Source organism: Phenylobacterium haematophilum, assembly GCF_014196295.1.
GTDB lineage: Bacteria > Pseudomonadota > Alphaproteobacteria > Caulobacterales > Caulobacteraceae > Phenylobacterium > Phenylobacterium haematophilum.
In genome coordinates this window covers 191843-208223 of sequence record NZ_JACIDK010000005.1, presented here as the reverse complement: position 1 = coordinate 208223, position 16381 = coordinate 191843, and the positions used below count along the sequence as shown (strand labels likewise).

Below are 16381 nucleotides of genomic sequence, written 5' to 3'. Positions count from 1 at the left end.
ATCCGCAAATTCTGCGAGACGACCGCCATCGGTTCGGGCGCCCCTCGGGAAAATCTCCGTCTGCTCCGGTTTGGAATAAGCCTTGCAGTCGGGCGGGGATCATCCCACCTCAATTCTCAGATCAATTTGAACCTCTGACATAGCATGCGGGATTATTACGAGATCCTCGGCGTGGAACGGAGCGCGGACGAAGCTGCGCTCAAGTCTTCGTTCCGTAAGCTCGCCATGGAGCACCACCCCGACCGCAATGGCGGGTGCGAGGAAGCGGCCGGCCGGTTCAAGGAGATCAACGAGGCTTACTCGGTCCTCTCCGATCCCCAGAAGCGCGCCGCCTATGACCGCTTCGGCCACGCCGGCGTCAACGGCGCTGCCGGCGGCGGCGGAGGGGCCCAGTTCCATGACGTGAACGACATCTTCAATGAGGTGTTCGGCGACGTCTTTGGCGACATGTTCGGCGGCCGCGGTCGCCAGCGCTCGGGCCCGGCCCGCGGCCAGGACCTGCGCTACGACCTGGAGATCACCCTCGAGCAGGCCTATGCCGGATCCGAGGTCGAGATCACCGTGCCGGCCTCGATCAACTGCGAAACCTGCGACGGCTCGGGCGCGCGTCCGGGCACCAGCCCGACCGTCTGCGGCGGTTGCGGCGGCGCCGGCCGCGTGCGCGCCAGCCAAGGCTTCTTCTCGATCGAGCGGGCCTGTCCGCGCTGCGGCGGCTCGGGCCGCCTGGTGCTCGACCCCTGCGAGGACTGCAGCGGCCATGGCCAGGTGCGCAGGCAGCGCACCCTGCAGGTCCGCATCCCGGCCGGCGTCGACGACGGCGCGCGCATCCGCCTGGCGGGCGAGGGCGACGCCGGCGCGCGCGGCGGGCCTCGTGGCGACCTCTACATCTTCCTCTCGGTGCGGCCGCACGACCTGTTCGACCGCGACGGCCTTGACCTGCTTTGCACCGTGCCGGTGCCGATGGCGGTGGCGGCGCTGGGCGGCGAGATCGAAGCCCCATGCCTGATGGGCGGCGACAACTGCGACGGCGAGTGCCGCATCGAGGTCAAGGTGCCGGAAGGCGCTCAGACGGGCCGCACCGTGCGGCTGAAGGGCAAGGGCATGCCGTCGCTGCGCTCGCGCGACCGCGGCGACTTGGTGGTCGAACTGTTCGTCGAGACCCCGACTAAGCTCACCGCCCGCCAGAAGGAGCTGATGCGCGAGTTCGCCGAAATCTGCGGAGAGCAACAGCATCCGAAATCGGCCACCTTCATCGGCAAGGCCAAACAGTTCTGGGACGACGTCACCGGCGGCTGACGCCGTCGCTGCGTCCCGCTCGGGCTATCAACGGCAGATGAGCGTCACAGTCGAAGCCATCGAGAAACGTGACGGCCGCCGCGAGCGGGCCGTCGCCAGCCGCGCGCGCATCCTCGAGGCGATGGTCGACCTGATCCAGGCCGGCGAGGTGCAGCCTTCGGCAGAGGCGGTGGCGGTCCGCGCCGGCGTCGGCGTGCGCACCGTCTTCCGCCTGTTCAACGACGTCGAAGGCCTGCACCGCGGTTTGCAACAGGTCATGGACGAGCGCCTGGCCCCGATCTACGACGAGCCGGTCCGCGGAACGCTGGCCGAGCGTCTCGACCAGTTGGTCGCCCGCCGGGCCGTGGTGTTTGAGAAGCTCGCCCGCCCTAAGGCCTTCGCCGACGCCAACCGCTCGCGTTCTCCCAGCCTCACGGCCGGCCATCAGGCCTTCGTCGCCCGGCAGCGCGAACTGTTGCTGCGACATCTGGATGGGCTCGGCCCGTTCGGCGGCGATCTGCTCGAAGCGCTCGACCTGGCGCTCAGCTTTGACGCCTGGCGACGCCTGCGGGAGGACCAGGGGCTGTCGGTGGAGGCCGCCCAGCGCGTCGTCGCCGCGATGGCCCGGGCCGTCGTTGCGACGATGGCCGACTAGCCGCCGGTCAGACTGCGGATGTCTGGCCAGCGATAGCTGACCTCGTGAGTGACGCCGCCCGGGCCCGGCTCGCGCCGCGGCGCGTCGGCCAGCCCGCCGAGGTGTTCGTAGAACCGCCGCGCGGGGATGTTGTCGCGCAGCACCGACAGCATCAGGCTGGTCGCCCCGTTGGCGGCGAACACCCGCGCCATGCCGGCCATCAGGCCGCGGCCGAGGCCATGCCCCTGGGCCGCCTTCAACACGTAGAGCGTCATCACCTCGGCTTCTCCTGGCCGCTGTGATCGGGACGGACCGCCTGAGGCGTAGCCGACCAGCCGCGATCGGTCGGCCGCGACCAGCGTCGCTTCCTGCTCGCGCGGACGCAGCAGTCCGGCCCGGAAGCGCCGCGTATAGACCGGGACGGACATGCGCGCGAGGTAGGAGTCCGGCAGCAGCCCGGGATAGGTCTCGCGCCAGGCGGCGATATGCACACGCGCCAGGTCCTCCGCGTCGTCCGGCCCAGCGGGGAAGATTACGTGCGGCAAGTGCGGCTCCTCACTTAGACACAGCTTGGAAGTCGCTGGCGGCGGTTCAAGGGTCTCTACGCGCCTGCCAGGGGTGACGGATCGCGCGGGCCTCACTCGCGCCACAGCCGAAAGTGGAAGCCGGTTTCGGCGACCGTCGCGCTCAAAATCTATGGATAAGAGCCCTTTCAGACACCTTGGGTGATTCCACCCAAGGCTAAAGGGCTCTAGCTTCCGCTGACCCATGAACGCCCCAACCTCCGCCATTCCCGACCCGACCGGCGCCACGCCGGTCATGGCCCAGTTTTTCGAGGCCAAGGCGCGCCAGCCGGACGCGCTGGTGTTCTTCCGCATGGGCGACTTCTACGAGCTGTTCTTCGAGGACGCCGAGAAGGCCGCCGCAGCCCTGAGCATCACCCTGACCGCGCGCGGCAACCACGGCGGCGCGCCGATCCCGATGTGCGGCGTGCCGGTGCACGCAGCCGAGGCCTATCTCGCCAAGCTCGTCCGCTCGGGCTTCAAGGTCGCGCTTTGCGAGCAGATGGAGGATCCCGCCGAGGCGAAGAAGCGCGGCTCCAAGTCTGTGGTTCGCCGCGACGTGGTGCGCGTGGTCACGCCCGGCACCCTGACGGAGGACGGGCTCCTGGACGCCCGCGGCGCCAACCGCCTGGCCGCGGTCGCCGTGCGCGCTGGAGCAGCGGCGGTGGCCAGCGTCGAGCTCTCCACCGGCGAGGTCGAGTGCATGGCGCTCTCGCGCGACAGCCTGGCCTCGGCCCTGGCCGCCCTCGGCCCGTCCGAGACCCTGGTGCCCGACCGCCTGTTCGCCGACGAAACCTTGGCGTCGACCTTTAAGTCGGCTGGCGGCCTGATCCAGCCGATGCCCTCGGCGCTGTCCGAGCCTTCGGCCTCCGAGGCGCGGCTGAAGAGGCTCTACGGCGTCGAGACTCTCGACGGCTTCGGCGAGCTGACCGGCGCCGAGATTTCGGCCCTCGGTCTGATCGCCGCGCACCTGGAAACCACCCAGGCCGGTCGGCTGCCGGCGCTTACCGCCCCGCGGCGCGCGGGCGAGGCCGACGTCATGGCCATCGATCCGGCCACCCGTTCCAGCCTCGAGATCGAAAAATCGACTTCCGGCTCGCGCGACGGCTCGCTGCTGGGCGCCATCGACCGCACGATCACCGCGCCCGGCGCGCGCCTGCTGGCCTCGCGCCTGGCCCGCCCGCTGCTCGATCCGGCCGCCATCGACGCGCGCCTCGACGCCATCCAGTGGTTCTGCGAGCGCCGTCCGTTGCGCGCCAAGCTGCGCGATCAGCTGCGGGGCATGGGCGACATGGCCCGCGCCTTGTCGCGGCTGGCGCTCGGCCGCGGCGGACCGCGCGATCTCGGCTCCCTGAAAGCCGGCCTTGCGGGGGGCGAAACGATCTTCGGCCTGTTCGCCGCGCCCGAGCCGCTGGATCCGGCCCCCGCAGAGATAGCCGGCGCCCTGGCCGCGTTGCATCCGAGCGCTGATCTGGACCTTGCCGAGTTCCGCCGCATGCTGGCCGACGGTCTGGGCGAGGACCTGCCCGCCCAGGCCCGCGACGGGGGCTTCGTCGCCGCCGGCGTCCGCGCCGAGCTCGATCAGGCCCGCGCTCTGCGCGATGACAGCCGCAAGGTGATCCTGCAGCTGGAAGCCAAGCTGGCGGCCGAGAGCGGCGTGGCGCTGAAGATCCGCCACAACGCCGTGCTCGGCTACTTCGTGGAGGCCACCGCCAAGGCGGCCGAGCCGTTGATGAGCGCGCCGCTCAACACCACCTTCATCCACCGCCAGACCCTGGCCAACCAAGTCCGCTTCACCACCGTCGAACTGGCCGAGCTGGACGCCCGCATCGCCCAGGCCGCCGAGCGTGCCCTGGCCATGGAGGTTGCGACGTTCGAGGCCTGGCGAGAGGCGGCGATCCGCGTCGCCCCGGCCATCCAGGCCGCGGCCGAGGGCGCCGCGCGCCTCGACGTCGCCGCGGGGCTGGCCGAATGGGCCGAAGACGTCGGCGCGGCCCGGCCGGTGGTCGACCGCTCGACGGTGTTCGAGGCCCAAGCCGCCCGCCACCCGGTCGTGGAGGCCGCGGTCAAGCGCGCCGGCGATCCCTATACGCCCAACGACTGCGCGCTGGATGGTGCGGGGGCGGCGGCGGCGCGGCTGTCCATCGTCACCGGCCCGAACATGGCCGGTAAATCGACCTTCCTGCGCCAGAACGCCCTGCTGGCGGTGCTGGCCCAGGCCGGCTGCTACGTCCCGGCCAAGGCGCTGCGCATCGGCGTCGTCGACCGGCTGTTCAGCCGCGTGGGCGCCGGCGACGACCTTGCGCGCGGCCGCTCGACCTTCATGGCCGAGATGGTCGAGACCGCTGCGATCCTCACTCAGGCGACGCCGCGCTCGCTGGTCATCCTCGACGAGATCGGCCGCGGCACCGCGACCTATGACGGCCTGGCGATCGCCTGGGCCTGCGCCGAGGCGCTGCACGAGACCAACCGCTGCCGCGGCCTGTTCGCCACCCACTATCACGAGCTGGCGGTGCTCGAGGATCGACTGGCGCACGTGTCCAACCTGTCGCTCAAGGCCAAGGAGTGGAACGGCGATCTGATCTTCCTGCACGAGGCCGGTCCCGGCCCGGCCGACCGCTCCTACGGCGTGCAGGTCGCCAAGCTTGCCGGCGTGCCGCCGGCGGTGGTGGTCCGTGCGCGTGAAGTCCTCGACCGGCTGGAGCGCGAGGCTGGCGCGCCGGCGCACCTCGAAGACCTGCCGCTGTTCGCCGCCCACGCGGCCGAGCCCGAGGCGCCCGCCTTCGGACCGAGCGAGGTGGAGGCGCAGCTCAAGACGCTCGACCTCGACGGCATGAGCCCTCGTGAGGCGATGGCCGCGCTCTACCGCCTGAAGGAACTGATGCGGTGAAGGCGCTGATGGTCGATGTGGACGGGGTTATCGTCGTGCATCCGGATCCGAAGGGCTGGTCGGCCAATCTGGAGCGCGATCTCGGCCTCAAGATCGAGGACCTCCAAGCTCAATTCTTCGAACCGAACTTTCACGACATCGTCCATGGCCGCGCGGCTCTGCGCGATCGGCTGGCTCCGGTGCTGGCGAGGATCGCCCCGCACCTCAGTTGCGACGAGCTCTGCGCCTATTGGTTCGAGCACGATAGCCACCTCGACCACGGCCTGCTGGACCAGCTGGCCGCTGTCCGCGCCCAGGGCTATGCGTTGCATCTGGCGACCGTGCAGGAGCACGAGCGCGCCGCCTATCTCTGGAACGAGATGGGCCTGAAGGATCGCTTCGACGCCATCCACTACGCGGCCGATCTCGGCCACGCCAAGCCGGCCGACGGGTTCTATGCGGCGATCGAGGCGCGCACCGGCTATGCGCCGGGCGAGCTCTTCTTCATCGACGACAAGGTCGCCAACGTGCAGGCCGCCCAGGCCCGCGGCTGGAAGGCCGCGCTCTGGACCGGCCGCGAGCGGCTGGCGGATCTGATGGCGGGCGCCTAGGCCGCGCGGCGGGCGGCGGCCGAGGCGCCGGTCGCCAGCCGGAACCGGCCGATCAGCTGCGACAGGATCTGGGCCTCGCGCGCCAGGTCGGCCGCCGCGTGCGCGGTCTCCAGCACCATGCCGGCATTCTGCTGGGTGACGCGGTCCATCTCATTGACGGCGCTGTTGACTTGGCCGAGGCCGACGGCCTGTTCCTGGGCCGAGCTGGAGATGTCGGCCACCAGGCCGTGCACCTCGGTCACGCGGCCGACGATGCGCCCCAAGGCCTGGCCGGTCTCGCCGACCAGATTGACCCCCTGGCTGACCTGCTCGCTCGAGGCGCTGATCAGGGTCTTGATCTCCTTGGCGGCGTCAGCCGAGCGTTGGGCCAGGGCCCGGACCTCGGAGGCGACGACGGCGAAGCCGCGCCCGGCCTCGCCCGCCCGGGCCGCCTCGACCCCGGCGTTCAGCGCCAGCAGGTTGGTCTGGAAGGCGATCTCGTCGATCACGCCGATGATCTGGCTGATCTGCTTGGAGGAGTCCTCGATCTGGCCCATGGCCGAGATCGCCGCCTCGACCACCGGGGCGCTGGTCTCAGCCTCCTTGTGGGCGTCGGCCACCGCGCCGGAAGTCTGGCGGGCGGTCTCGGCGGCGCGCTGGACGGTGACGGTGATCTCTTCGACCGCGGCGGCGGTCTCCTCCAGGCTGGCGGCCTGGTTTTCGGTGCGCCGCGCCAGGTCGTCGCCCGAGCTCTTCATCTGGCCGACCGTGGCGGTCACCGCCGAGACGGAGTCCACCACCGCGGCGATCGCGCCGTGCAGCTCGCCGACCGCGCCGTTGAAATCGTCGCGCAGCTGGGCGTAGTCGCCCGACAGCGGGGTCTCGATGCGGCTGGTCAGGTCGCCGCGGGCCAGACCCGACAGCGCCGCGGCCAGGCTGCGCACCACTGTCGCCTGCTCGGCGGCCGAGCGGGCCTTCTCGGCCTCGGCCTTGGCGCGGTCGGCCTCGGCGGCCTCGAAATAGACGTCCAGCACCAGGCTCATGTCGAGCATGGCGCCCTTGATCAGCGCCGACAGCGTTTCGGCCAGCTCTGCGTTCTTGGCCTTGGCGCCGAAGCCCTTGGCGCCCTTCTCGGCGACCACGGCGCGCACCAGCTGTTCCAGAACCAGCGCGTAGCCGCCGATGTACCAGCGCGGCTCAAGCCCGATGCGCGCGTGCACCGCGCCGATGGTCTGCACTGACTTGGCGTAGTCGGCGGTGAATTCTCCCGAGGCGATGCCCTGCCAATGGCGCAGCTGGGCGTTCTGGGCCTTGGTGATGTGGCCGTCGTCGCGGAAGTGCACCTTGGTTTCGGGCGTCGCGCGGACCTGGGCGTAGAAGTGGTCGAGCGCGCCGGGCAGCTTCTCGGAGATCAGCGACCGGGTCGCGCGCAGCGTCTTGCGGGTCTCCGGCGTCACCTGCATGAACTCCAGGCGCCCGTCCAGGCTCTTACCCGTCATAATCCGCTCCACCAAAACCCGCTGCCGCAGTCCTTGGGTGGCCGTGGTTAAGGATGGGTAAGCAGTTTCCCAATCAGCCCAAGTCTTCGCGAACTGAGACGAAAAACTGAATCGCGGACCCCGAATCCGCTGTGGTCGGGACGATTTTCAGGCGCCGCCGATATTCTCGCCGTCGGGTGCGGGTTCGGTTTGGCCCTGGTCTCGGCGCCGCTCAGAGGAGAGGATGCCGCAGCTACCGGAAGTGATTATATCCACGTCATGCCGCCCCGCCTCCGACCCACCCGCCTGGAATACGTCGTCGACGGCGTGCGCCTGCGCGCCCAGTTGTCCGCCGCCGCCCTCGACGCGGCCGGCGACGAACAGGAACAGCGCCGCCGGGCGCTCGACATCCTCAAGCAGGCCCTGTTCCGCGGCCGGATGATCGCCAAGGAGCGGCTTGAGAACGGCGCCGGCGGGATCGAGACCGCCCGGCTGCTGTCCGGGGTCACCGACGAGGTCGTCACCGCGCTTTACGATTTCACCACCGTCCACGTCTTCCGGGCCCGCAACCCGACCGAGGGCGAGCGCTTGGCGCTGATGGCGGTCGGCGGGTACGGCCGCGGGACGCTGGCCCCGTTTTCCGATCTCGATCTGCTGTTCCTTCGCCCTTACAAGCAGACCGCCCACACTGAGAGCGTGATCGAGTACATGCTCTACGCCCTCTGGGATCTCGGCTTCAAAGTCGGTCACGCCTCGCGCACGATCGAGGAGTGCCTGAAGCTCAGCCGCGAGGACTACACGATCCGCACTTCGATCCTGGAGGCGCGCCAGCTCAGCGGCGACGCCGCACTGGCCGATGAGCTGTTCCAGCGTTTCCGCGCCGAGGTCGTCAGGGGCACCGCCGCTCAGTTCGTCGCCGCCAAGCTCAAGGAGCGCGACATCCGCCAGGAGCGCGCCGGCGCCAGCCGTTATCTGGTCGAGCCGAACGTCAAGGAAGGGAAGGGGGGCCTGCGCGACCTCAACACCCTGTTCTGGATCGCCCAGTACCTGCACCCGGTCAGCCACGTCGACGGCTTCGTCCAGCTGGACATGTTCGACCGCAAGGAGGTCGCGGCCTTCATCAAGGCGTTCGACTTCCTCTGGGCCGTACGTTGTCATCTGCATTTCGCCACCGGCCGGCCCGAGGAGCGGCTGACCTTCGATCTGCAGCCCGAGATCGCCCGGCGGATGGGCTATGGCGACCGCGGCGACGCGCCGGCGGTCGAGCGGTTCATGCGCCGTTACTTCCTGATCGCGAAGGAGGTCGGGGCGCTCACCCGGGTGTTCGCCGCCAAGCTCGAGGCAGAGCAGATCAAGCAGCAGCCCAAGGGGCTGTCGCGGCTGATCCCCGGCCGCAGCAAGGCCAAGCGCAAGAAGCTGGATCCCGGCTTCCACGAGGAGGGCGGACGCCTCAACGTCGACGGCCCGCAGGTGTTCGAGCGCGATCCGGTGAACCTGCTGCGGCTGTTCCGGCTGGCCGACCAGCGCGACCTCGACCTGCACCCGGACGCCTTCACCGCCGCCAGCCGCTGCGCCAGCATCATCGGTTCCAAGGTCCGTCGCGATCCCGCCGCGGCCAAGGTGTTCCTCGACATCCTGGCCCATGGCCGCGATCCGCAGCGGGCGCTGTCGATGATGAACGACGCCGACGTGCTCGGCCGCTTCATCCCGGAGTGGGGGCGCATCGTCGCCCAGATGCAGTTCAACATGTACCACTCGTACACGGTGGACGAGCACACGCTGCGGGCGGTCGGCGTCATCGCCGACATCGCCAACGGCCGCTTCGCCGAGGACCACCCGCTCTCGACTGCGGTCATGCCCCTGATCGACGACCGCGAGGCGCTGTTCCTGGCCATGCTGCTGCACGATACGGGCAAGGGCGGGGCGGGGGGCCAGGAAAAGGCCGGGGCCCGCGCCGCGCGCTCGGCCTGCGAGCGGCTCGGCCTGGATCGCAAGCGCATCGAAATGGTCGCCTGGCTGGTCGAGCACCATCTGGTGATGAGCGATTACGCCCAGAAGCGCGACGTCTCCGACCCGCGCACCGTCGCGGACTTCGCCCGCATCGTGGAGACGCCCGAGCGGCTGCGCCTGCTGCTGGTCCTGACCGTCGCCGATATCCGCGCCGTCGGGCCGGGGGTCTGGAACGGCTGGAAAGGCCAGCTGATGCGCGAACTCTATGGCGCGACCGAAGCGGTGTTCCGCGGCGGCCGCGGCTCCGACGCCGCCGCCGCCATCCGCCGCTATCACGAGAACGCCGCCTACGACGCGCGCGTGCGCCTGATCGCCGCCGACCCCTCCGCCACCGACTGGGTGCAGGCGATGGAAGACGCCTACTTCACCTCGTTCTCCGACGCCGAGATCCTGGTCCACGCCGACCTCGCCCGTCGCGCCGCCGACCGCGGCGCGGCGGCGGAAGGCCACATTCGGCCGGGCCTCAATGCTTCCGAGGTGGTGATCGCCGCTCCTGACCGCTCGCGCCTGTTCGTCGACCTGGCCGCCGCGGTCACCGCAGCCGGCGCCAACATCGTCGGGGCTCGGGTGTTCACCTCCCGCCAGGGTCAGGCGCTCGACGTCTTCTACGTGCAGGACGCCACTGGCGCGGCCTATGGCGCCGACAATCCGCGCTCGCTGACCAAGCTGGCCGATGCGCTCGCCGCCGCCGGCCGCGGCGAGCTGACCAAGTCCGAGCCGCGGCGAGTGACCGACTTCGGCCGCGCGGCAGCGTTCACCATCACCCCGACTGTCATGCTCGACAACGAAGCGTCCGAGGTTTCGACCGTGGTCGAGGCGTCCGGCCGCGATCGCCCCGGCCTGCTCGTCGCCCTGGCGCGCAATCTCGCCGACGCTGGTCTCTCGATCCTCTCGGCCCACATCGACGGCTATGGCGAGCGGGCGGTCGACGCATTCTACGTGACCGAGCGCGACGGCGGAAAACTTACCGATCCGAAGCGGATGGCCGCGCTCAAGTCGCACCTGATGGCGGCGCTTGAGGAAGTGGAGGCCGCGGCGCCCAAACCGCGCGCCAATCTGCAGAAGGCGCGCGCTAGCGTCGCGCGCTGACGGGGCGGCTTGACCGGTGCGGCCGCATAAGCGCACACCAACCCCCGTGACCGCAGCCGCCACTCCTGCCGCCAAGAGCGGACTCATCCGTTCATCCCTGCTGCTGTCAGGCCTGACCCTGATCAGTCGGTTCATGGGGCTTGCGCGGGACCTGGTGTTGACGGCGCGCCTGGGCGCCAGCGCGACCATCGCCGCCGACGCCTACTACACGGCGCTGGCCTTCCCGAACCTGTTCCGGCGGATCTTCGCCGAGGGGGCGTTCTCCTCGGCGTTCATCCCGTCCTACACCAAGACCCTGACCGGCGAGGGCCAGGCCGAGGCCGACCGCATCGCCTCCGACGCGCTCGCCACGTTGGCGGCGGCGACCATCGCCATCACCCTGGCCGCGCAACTGGCCATGCCGTGGCTGATGTACGTGATCAACCCAGGCTACGCCTCGGATCCGGCCAAGTTCAAGCTGGCGATCGTGCTGACCCAGATCAGCATGCCGTACCTGCCGTGCATGGCGATCGGCGCGCTGCTGTCGGGCGTGCTCAACGCCCACCGCCGGTTCATCATCACCGGCGTCTTTCCGACCATTCTGAACCTGGTGATGCTGATCGCGGTGATCCCGCAGGACGATCCGATCCTGGCCGCCTACGCCGCTTCCATCGCCATTCCGATCGCCGGCGTCTTCCAGGCGGGCCTGCTGTGGTGGGGCGCGCGCAAGTGCGGCGCCCATATCCGCCTGCGTTGGCCGTCGCTTACGCCTGAAATCAAGGCGCTGATTGCGCTCGCGGTGCCCGGCGCGATCGCCGCGAGCGCCGTCCAGATCAACATCTTCATCTCCGGCATCCTCGCCTCTCAGGTGGCCGGCGGCCGCGCCTGGACCGAGGTCGCCGCCCGGCTCTACCAGCTGCCGCTCGGCCTGATCGGGGTGGCGGTGAGCGTGGCCCTGCTGCCGCGGCTCTCCAGCGCCATCCAGGCCAAGGACCATGACGACGCCCAGGCCGCCACCGACCAGGCGGTGATCTTCTCGCTGGCCCTGACCGCCCCGGCGGCGGCGGCGCTGATCGCCATGCCGTTCTTCCTGATCGACGGCCTGTTCACCCGCGGCGCCTTCACCGTTGAAGACGCCCGCCAGACCGGCTGGATCCTCCTCAACTACGGCTGGGGCGTGCCGGCCTTCGTGCTCGCCCGCGTGCTGCAGCCGGCCTTCTTTGCGAGGGCCGACACCAAGGCGCCGATGCGCTTTGGCCTGATCTCCGTGGCGGTGAACATCGTCCTCGGCCTGGCGCTGTTCCAGGTCATCGGGGTTAAGGGCATCGCTGCGGCGACCAGCGCGGCGGCCTGGATCAACGTCGCCCAGATGGTGCTGCTGCTGGCCAAGCGGGGCGACTATTCGCCGACCAAGGCCGCCTGGAGCCGCATCGGCCGCATTGTGGCGGCCAGCGCCGCCTTCGGCGCGCTGCTCGCCTTCGCCTCGCACGAGCGGGCCTGGCTCGAGGCGCCGCTGCGCGGCTTCCACGTCGTCGGGCTGGGGGCCAAGGAGATCGCGGTGCTCGCCGTCGCCGCCGTCGGGGTTGCGGTCTACGGCCTGCTGCTGCTGGCCTTCCGCGGAATCACGCCCAGCGAGATCAAGGCCGCCTTGCGCCGACGTCCGGGCGACGCTGCGGTCTCGGCCGACCTCTGACGGGCTTGCGGTCCGCCGCCCCAGGCCTTATTCGCTGGGACCATGGCTAGCGGACGAAACACGTGGCGATGGCGTAGCGCCTGATCCTCGCCTTTCCCGGCGCGATTCTGCGCGCCTGCCTGTCTACGCCCTTCGGAAGCCGATCCCATGACTGACCAAGCTCCCCCCGCCTACAGCGGTCCCCAACGCGTGCTGTCCGGCGTTCAGCCGTCCGGCGCTCTGCACCTTGGCAACTATCTCGGCGCGCTGGTGAAGTTCGCTCGACTGCAGCACGAGGTGGAGACCTTCATCTTCGTCGCCGACCTGCACGCCATCACCGTTTGGCAGGATCCGAAGCTGCTGGCAGGCCAGGTGCGCGAGATCACCGCCGCTTATCTCGCCTCGGGCCTGGATCCCAAGGTCGCGACGATCTTCCCGCAGTCGGCCGTGCCGCAGCACGCCGAGCTGGCCTGGATCTTCAACTGCGTCGCCCGCCTCGGCTGGCTCGACCGGATGACCCAGTTCAAGGAGAAGTCGGGCAAGCACAAGGAGCGCTCGAGCGTCGGCCTCTACACCTACCCGGTGCTGCAGGCCGCCGACATCCTGCTCTACAAGGCGACCCAGGTGCCGGTCGGCGACGACCAGCGCCAGCATCTCGAACTGACCCGCGATGTCGCCGCGAAGTTCAACCACGACTTCGAGGTCCCGGGTTACTTCCCGCTGCCCGACGCCCTGACCCAGGGGCCGGGCGCCCGGATCATGTCGCTGCGCGACGGTTCGGCGAAGATGAGCAAGTCCGATCCGTCGGACAACTCGCGGCTCAACCTGCTCGACGAGGCGGACGCCATCGCCCAGAAGGTCCGCAAGGCGAAGACCGATCCCGAGCCGCTGCCGGAAACCCTCGACGAGCTGAAGGCGCGTCCGGAGGCCGAGAATCTGGTCGGCATCTACGCCGCCCTCGACGGCCGCACTTCGGCGCAGGTGCTGGCCGAGTTCGCCGGACAGGGCTTCGGCGCCTTCAAGCCCAAGCTCGCCGATCTCGCGGTCGCCAAGCTGGGACCGGTCGGCGACGAAATGCGCCGCCTGATGGCCGACCCGGCCGAGATCGACCGCGTCCTGGCGGACGGCGCCGAGCGCGCCCGCGCTGCGGCCGCCCCGACCCTGGCCGAAGTCCGCAAGATCGTCGGTTTCTGGGGCGCCTGACCGACATTTCCTCAAGTGTCATCCCGCCAGCGCGGCGCGAAGGGGTCCCGGTCTTGCTTCGCAAACCGGGATGACACGCCGGGGATGTGCTTGCCGAATACGCGAGTCCGGGTCACCGTCCGCGCCATGAGCCAACGCAAGTTCCTCGTCATCGCCGACGACAGTCCGGAGTTTCAGGCCGCCCTGCGCTTCGCCTGCCGGCGCGCTCGCTCGACCGCCGGCCACGTGGCGCTGCTCCGGGTCATCGAGCCGGCCGTGTTCGAGCACTGGAGCGGCGTGCGCGAGGAGATCGAACGGCAGGCGCGTGAGGAGGCCGAGGCCGTGCTGCACAAGATGGCGGAGTTCGTCATCGCTGAAACGGGCATGCCGCCCGAATTCATCATCGTGAACGCAGAAAGCACCCGCGCGGCGCTGCGCAAGGTCATCTCCGAAGATCCCGACATCAAGATCCTGGTGCTGGCCGCTTCGGTCGGCGGCCGCGGCCCCGGTCCGCTGGTCTCGTCGATCGCCAAGGACGGGGTGAAGTGGGGAGCCCGCAAGTTGCCGGTCACGGTGGTGCCCGGCGACCTCACCGATGATGAGATCGCCGATCTGGCCTAGAACTGAGCGTGAACCCGGTTTGCGTGGCAAGACCGGGACCCAGGACATCAGATGGGATGTGTGAGGCTCGGCCCCGCTGCAGCAACCGCTTCCGACGCGAAATGGCCCCCGGTCTTAGCCTTTGGCGAAACCGGGGCGACCGATGGTGCTGAGAGGGAGGGAAAACTTGCGATTTCGCGTCCAAAGCGCCACATCTGGCGCATGTTCATCCAGACCGAAGCCACGCCGAACCCCGAGGTTCTGAAGTTCCTCCCCGGTCGCGAGGTCCTCGCCGAGGGCTCGCGCGATTTCCGGGACATGGACGAGGCCCAGGTTTCGCCGCTCGCCGCCGACCTGTTCGACATCGAGGGCGTCACGCGGGTGTTCTTCGGGGCCGACTTCGTCACCGTCGGCAAGGACGCCCACCATGACTGGCCGCACCTGAAGGCGCCGGTGCTGGCGGCGATCATGGACCACTTCACCTCCGGCCGGCCGCTGTTCGTCGAAAGCGCCGCCGAGGCCGGCGGTCATGACGACACGGCCTATGAAGGCGAGACCGCCCAGGTGGTCGCCGAGATCAAGGACCTGCTCGACACCCGCATTCGTCCGGCCGTGGCTCAGGACGGCGGCGACATCCTGTTCAACCGCTTCGACGCCGACACCGGCGTGGTCTGGCTGCACATGCGCGGCGCCTGCTCGGGCTGTCCGTCGTCGTCGGCCACCCTCAAGGCCGGGGTCGAGAACATGCTCAAGCACTATGTGCCCGAGGTCACCCGCGTCGAGCAGACGCTGTAGGGCGCATCGCGTGGGGGCGATCCGAAGCTTGATCCTGGCGCTGGCCGGGGCCGGCGTGCTGGCCGCGCCCGCCGCCGCCAGCGAAGACGATTGGCCGGTGCTCAAGGGCGTACGGCTCGAAGGTCTGCGCCCTTGGGGCGCTTTCGCCGTCTACCGCGCCGACCGCAGCGTCACTGGCGTTTCGCTCTATCTCCGTGAGGGCCAGACCATCGCCCGCCGGGTCGAGACCCGCGACGGTGCGGACGCCGTCGTCAGCTGGGCCGCGGCGCGGAGCTGCCCCGCACTGAACGCCGCCGTGGCCGGGCTGGAAAAGCTGCCGGCCCCGCGCATCGAGGTCCCCGGCGTCGGGCTCAGGCCGCCGGCCGCCGCCGCGTCGGCCAACGCCGACAGCTACCTGCTGTGGGCCGAGGACGCCCGTTTCGCGACCTCGGCCTATCCGGTGCAGCTGGAGGTCCGCGGCGAGGGCGGCTCGCCCATGGCCGCCTGGGTCGACGCGAGCCTGCGTCGCCTGGCGTCCTGCTGGAGCCCGGCCCAGCCGTGATGATCCTGGCGATCGACACCTGCCTGTTCGCCTGCTCGGCCGCCGTGGTTCAGGACGGCGCGGTGCGGGCCGGCCGTGTCGAGCCTATGAGCCGCGGCCACCAGGAGCGGCTGGCCCCGCTGGTCGCTGAAGTCATGGCCGAGGCCGGCGGCGTCGGCTTCGATCAGCTCGACCGCATCGCCGTCACTGTCGGCCCCGGGTCGTTCACCGGCCTGCGCGTCGGCCTGGCCTTCGCCAAGGGGCTGTCGGCGGCGCTGGCGATCCCCGCGGTGGGCGTCGGCTCGCTTGAGGCGTTGGCCCAGCCGCACAAGGGCCGGGTGTTCGCCGTGCTCGACGCCAAGCGAGGGCAGGTCTACCTGCAGGCCTTCGCCGACGGCGCGGCGGTCAGCGCCCCCGACGCCCTGCCGATCGAGACGGCCGCCGCTCGCGTGGCCGAGCTCGCTCCCGACATCCTGGTCGGGACCGGCGCGGCGCTGCTGGCGCAGATGCGTCCTTCGGCCCAGGCGATCGCCGTCGACCATGCCGATCCCGCCGCGATCGCCGCACTCGGCGCGAGCCGGAGCCCCGTTCCGCCGCGCCCGCTCTATCTGCGCGCGCCGGACGCCAAGCTGCCCGGCGGCAAGAGCCTTTCCGAATGAAGCTGCGCGGGGCCTGGGGGCACGAGGCGCAGGCCCTGGCGCAGCTCCACGCCGCCGCCTTCGACCACGCCTGGTCGGCCGACGAGATCGCCCAACTGCTGGACGGGCCCGGCGGATTCGCGCTGCTGGTGGAGAACGAATCCCCGTTGGCCTTCATCCTCTGTCGCGCGGTCGCCGGCGAGGCCGAGATCCTGACCCTGGCCGTCGACCCGGCCGCCCGCCGCCGCGGCCTGGCCCGCGCCCTCGTCGACGCCGCCGCCGGCGCGGCGCGCATGGCGGGGGCCGACGTCATGTTTCTGGAGGTCGCGCACGACAACCTGCCGGCCCTCGGCCTTTATGAGGCGGCGGGCTTCGCGCGGGCCGGATTGCGTCGGGGATACTATGATCGCGGCGCCGCCGGATCGGCCGACGCGGTTGTTATGCGTCTCGACCTTGGCCGCGCGACTTAGTCGCCCTATCCTTGCGG

General features: G+C 70.2%; 14 protein-coding genes. 12 read left to right on the top strand and 2 right to left on the bottom strand.

Annotated features, from left to right (window positions below; all coding sequences use genetic code 11):
• The first annotated feature begins 144 nt into the window (after window positions 1-144).
• Both dnaJ and GGQ61_RS16885 read left to right on the top strand, forming a co-directional pair.
• Window positions 145-1296: a molecular chaperone DnaJ gene (dnaJ, locus tag GGQ61_RS16890; RefSeq protein ID WP_183775375.1), complete on the top strand. Its 1152-nt coding sequence runs from the start codon at window positions 145-147 to the stop codon at window positions 1294-1296.
• Between the two features lie 37 nt (window positions 1297-1333).
• Complete coding sequence (locus GGQ61_RS16885; protein WP_183775373.1) at window positions 1334-1930, top strand: TetR/AcrR family transcriptional regulator; 597 nt, start codon at window positions 1334-1336, stop codon at window positions 1928-1930.
• On the opposite strand, the gene GGQ61_RS16880 is transcribed toward GGQ61_RS16885, so the two are convergent.
• The gene (locus tag GGQ61_RS16880) at window positions 1927-2454 is read right to left on the bottom strand and encodes a GNAT family N-acetyltransferase (protein ID WP_183775371.1); all 528 of its coding nucleotides are present in this window, start codon (window positions 2452-2454) and stop codon (window positions 1927-1929) included. The genes GGQ61_RS16885 and GGQ61_RS16880 overlap by 4 nt on opposite strands.
• A gap of 223 nt (window positions 2455-2677) precedes the next feature.
• Here GGQ61_RS16880 and mutS point away from each other — a divergent pair, with 223 nt between their 5' ends.
• Window positions 2678-5362: a DNA mismatch repair protein MutS gene (gene mutS, locus GGQ61_RS16875; RefSeq protein ID WP_183775367.1), complete on the top strand. Its 2685-nt coding sequence runs from the start codon at window positions 2678-2680 to the stop codon at window positions 5360-5362.
• Complete coding sequence (locus GGQ61_RS16870) at window positions 5359-5952, top strand: HAD-IA family hydrolase (protein ID WP_183775365.1); 594 nt, start codon at window positions 5359-5361, stop codon at window positions 5950-5952. Before mutS ends, GGQ61_RS16870 begins: the two co-directional genes overlap by 4 nt.
• On the opposite strand, the gene GGQ61_RS16865 is transcribed toward GGQ61_RS16870, so the two are convergent.
• Window positions 5949-7430, bottom strand: a complete 1482-nt coding sequence (locus tag GGQ61_RS16865; protein WP_183775364.1) for a methyl-accepting chemotaxis protein — start codon at window positions 7428-7430, stop codon at window positions 5949-5951. The genes GGQ61_RS16870 and GGQ61_RS16865 overlap by 4 nt on opposite strands.
• A 258-nt stretch (window positions 7431-7688) precedes the next feature.
• Here GGQ61_RS16865 and GGQ61_RS16860 point away from each other — a divergent pair, with 258 nt between their 5' ends.
• The 8 genes from GGQ61_RS16860 to GGQ61_RS16825 all read left to right on the top strand — a co-directional run bounded on the left by GGQ61_RS16860 (window position 7689) and on the right by GGQ61_RS16825 (window position 16364).
• A complete protein-coding gene (locus tag GGQ61_RS16860; RefSeq protein ID WP_183775362.1) occupies window positions 7689-10508 on the top strand; it encodes a [protein-PII] uridylyltransferase in 2820 nt (939 codons plus the stop codon).
• Window positions 10509-10554: 46 nt separating this feature from the next.
• Entirely contained in the window at window positions 10555-12180 is a 1626-nt protein-coding gene (gene murJ / locus GGQ61_RS16855) for a murein biosynthesis integral membrane protein MurJ (protein WP_343056164.1), read from the top strand.
• Window positions 12181-12327: 147 nt separating this feature from the next.
• Window positions 12328-13362, top strand: a complete 1035-nt coding sequence (trpS, locus tag GGQ61_RS16850; RefSeq protein WP_183775360.1) for a tryptophan--tRNA ligase — start codon at window positions 12328-12330, stop codon at window positions 13360-13362.
• Between the two features lie 90 nt (window positions 13363-13452).
• A complete protein-coding gene (locus GGQ61_RS16845; protein WP_246371000.1) occupies window positions 13453-13962 on the top strand; it encodes a universal stress protein in 510 nt (169 codons plus the stop codon).
• Window positions 13963-14163: 201 nt separating this feature from the next.
• Window positions 14164-14736, top strand: a complete 573-nt coding sequence (locus GGQ61_RS16840) for a NifU family protein (protein ID WP_183775358.1) — start codon at window positions 14164-14166, stop codon at window positions 14734-14736.
• 10 nt (window positions 14737-14746) lie between these two features.
• Window positions 14747-15277: a hypothetical protein gene (locus GGQ61_RS16835; RefSeq protein WP_183775356.1), complete on the top strand. Its 531-nt coding sequence runs from the start codon at window positions 14747-14749 to the stop codon at window positions 15275-15277.
• A complete protein-coding gene (gene tsaB / locus GGQ61_RS16830) occupies window positions 15277-15915 on the top strand; it encodes a tRNA (adenosine(37)-N6)-threonylcarbamoyltransferase complex dimerization subunit type 1 TsaB (RefSeq protein WP_183775353.1) in 639 nt (212 codons plus the stop codon). The genes GGQ61_RS16835 and tsaB overlap by 1 nt, the downstream gene beginning before the upstream one ends.
• Complete coding sequence (locus GGQ61_RS16825; RefSeq protein ID WP_183775352.1) at window positions 15912-16364, top strand: GNAT family N-acetyltransferase; 453 nt, start codon at window positions 15912-15914, stop codon at window positions 16362-16364. Before tsaB ends, GGQ61_RS16825 begins: the two co-directional genes overlap by 4 nt.
• Window positions 16365-16381: the final 17 nt, after the last annotated feature.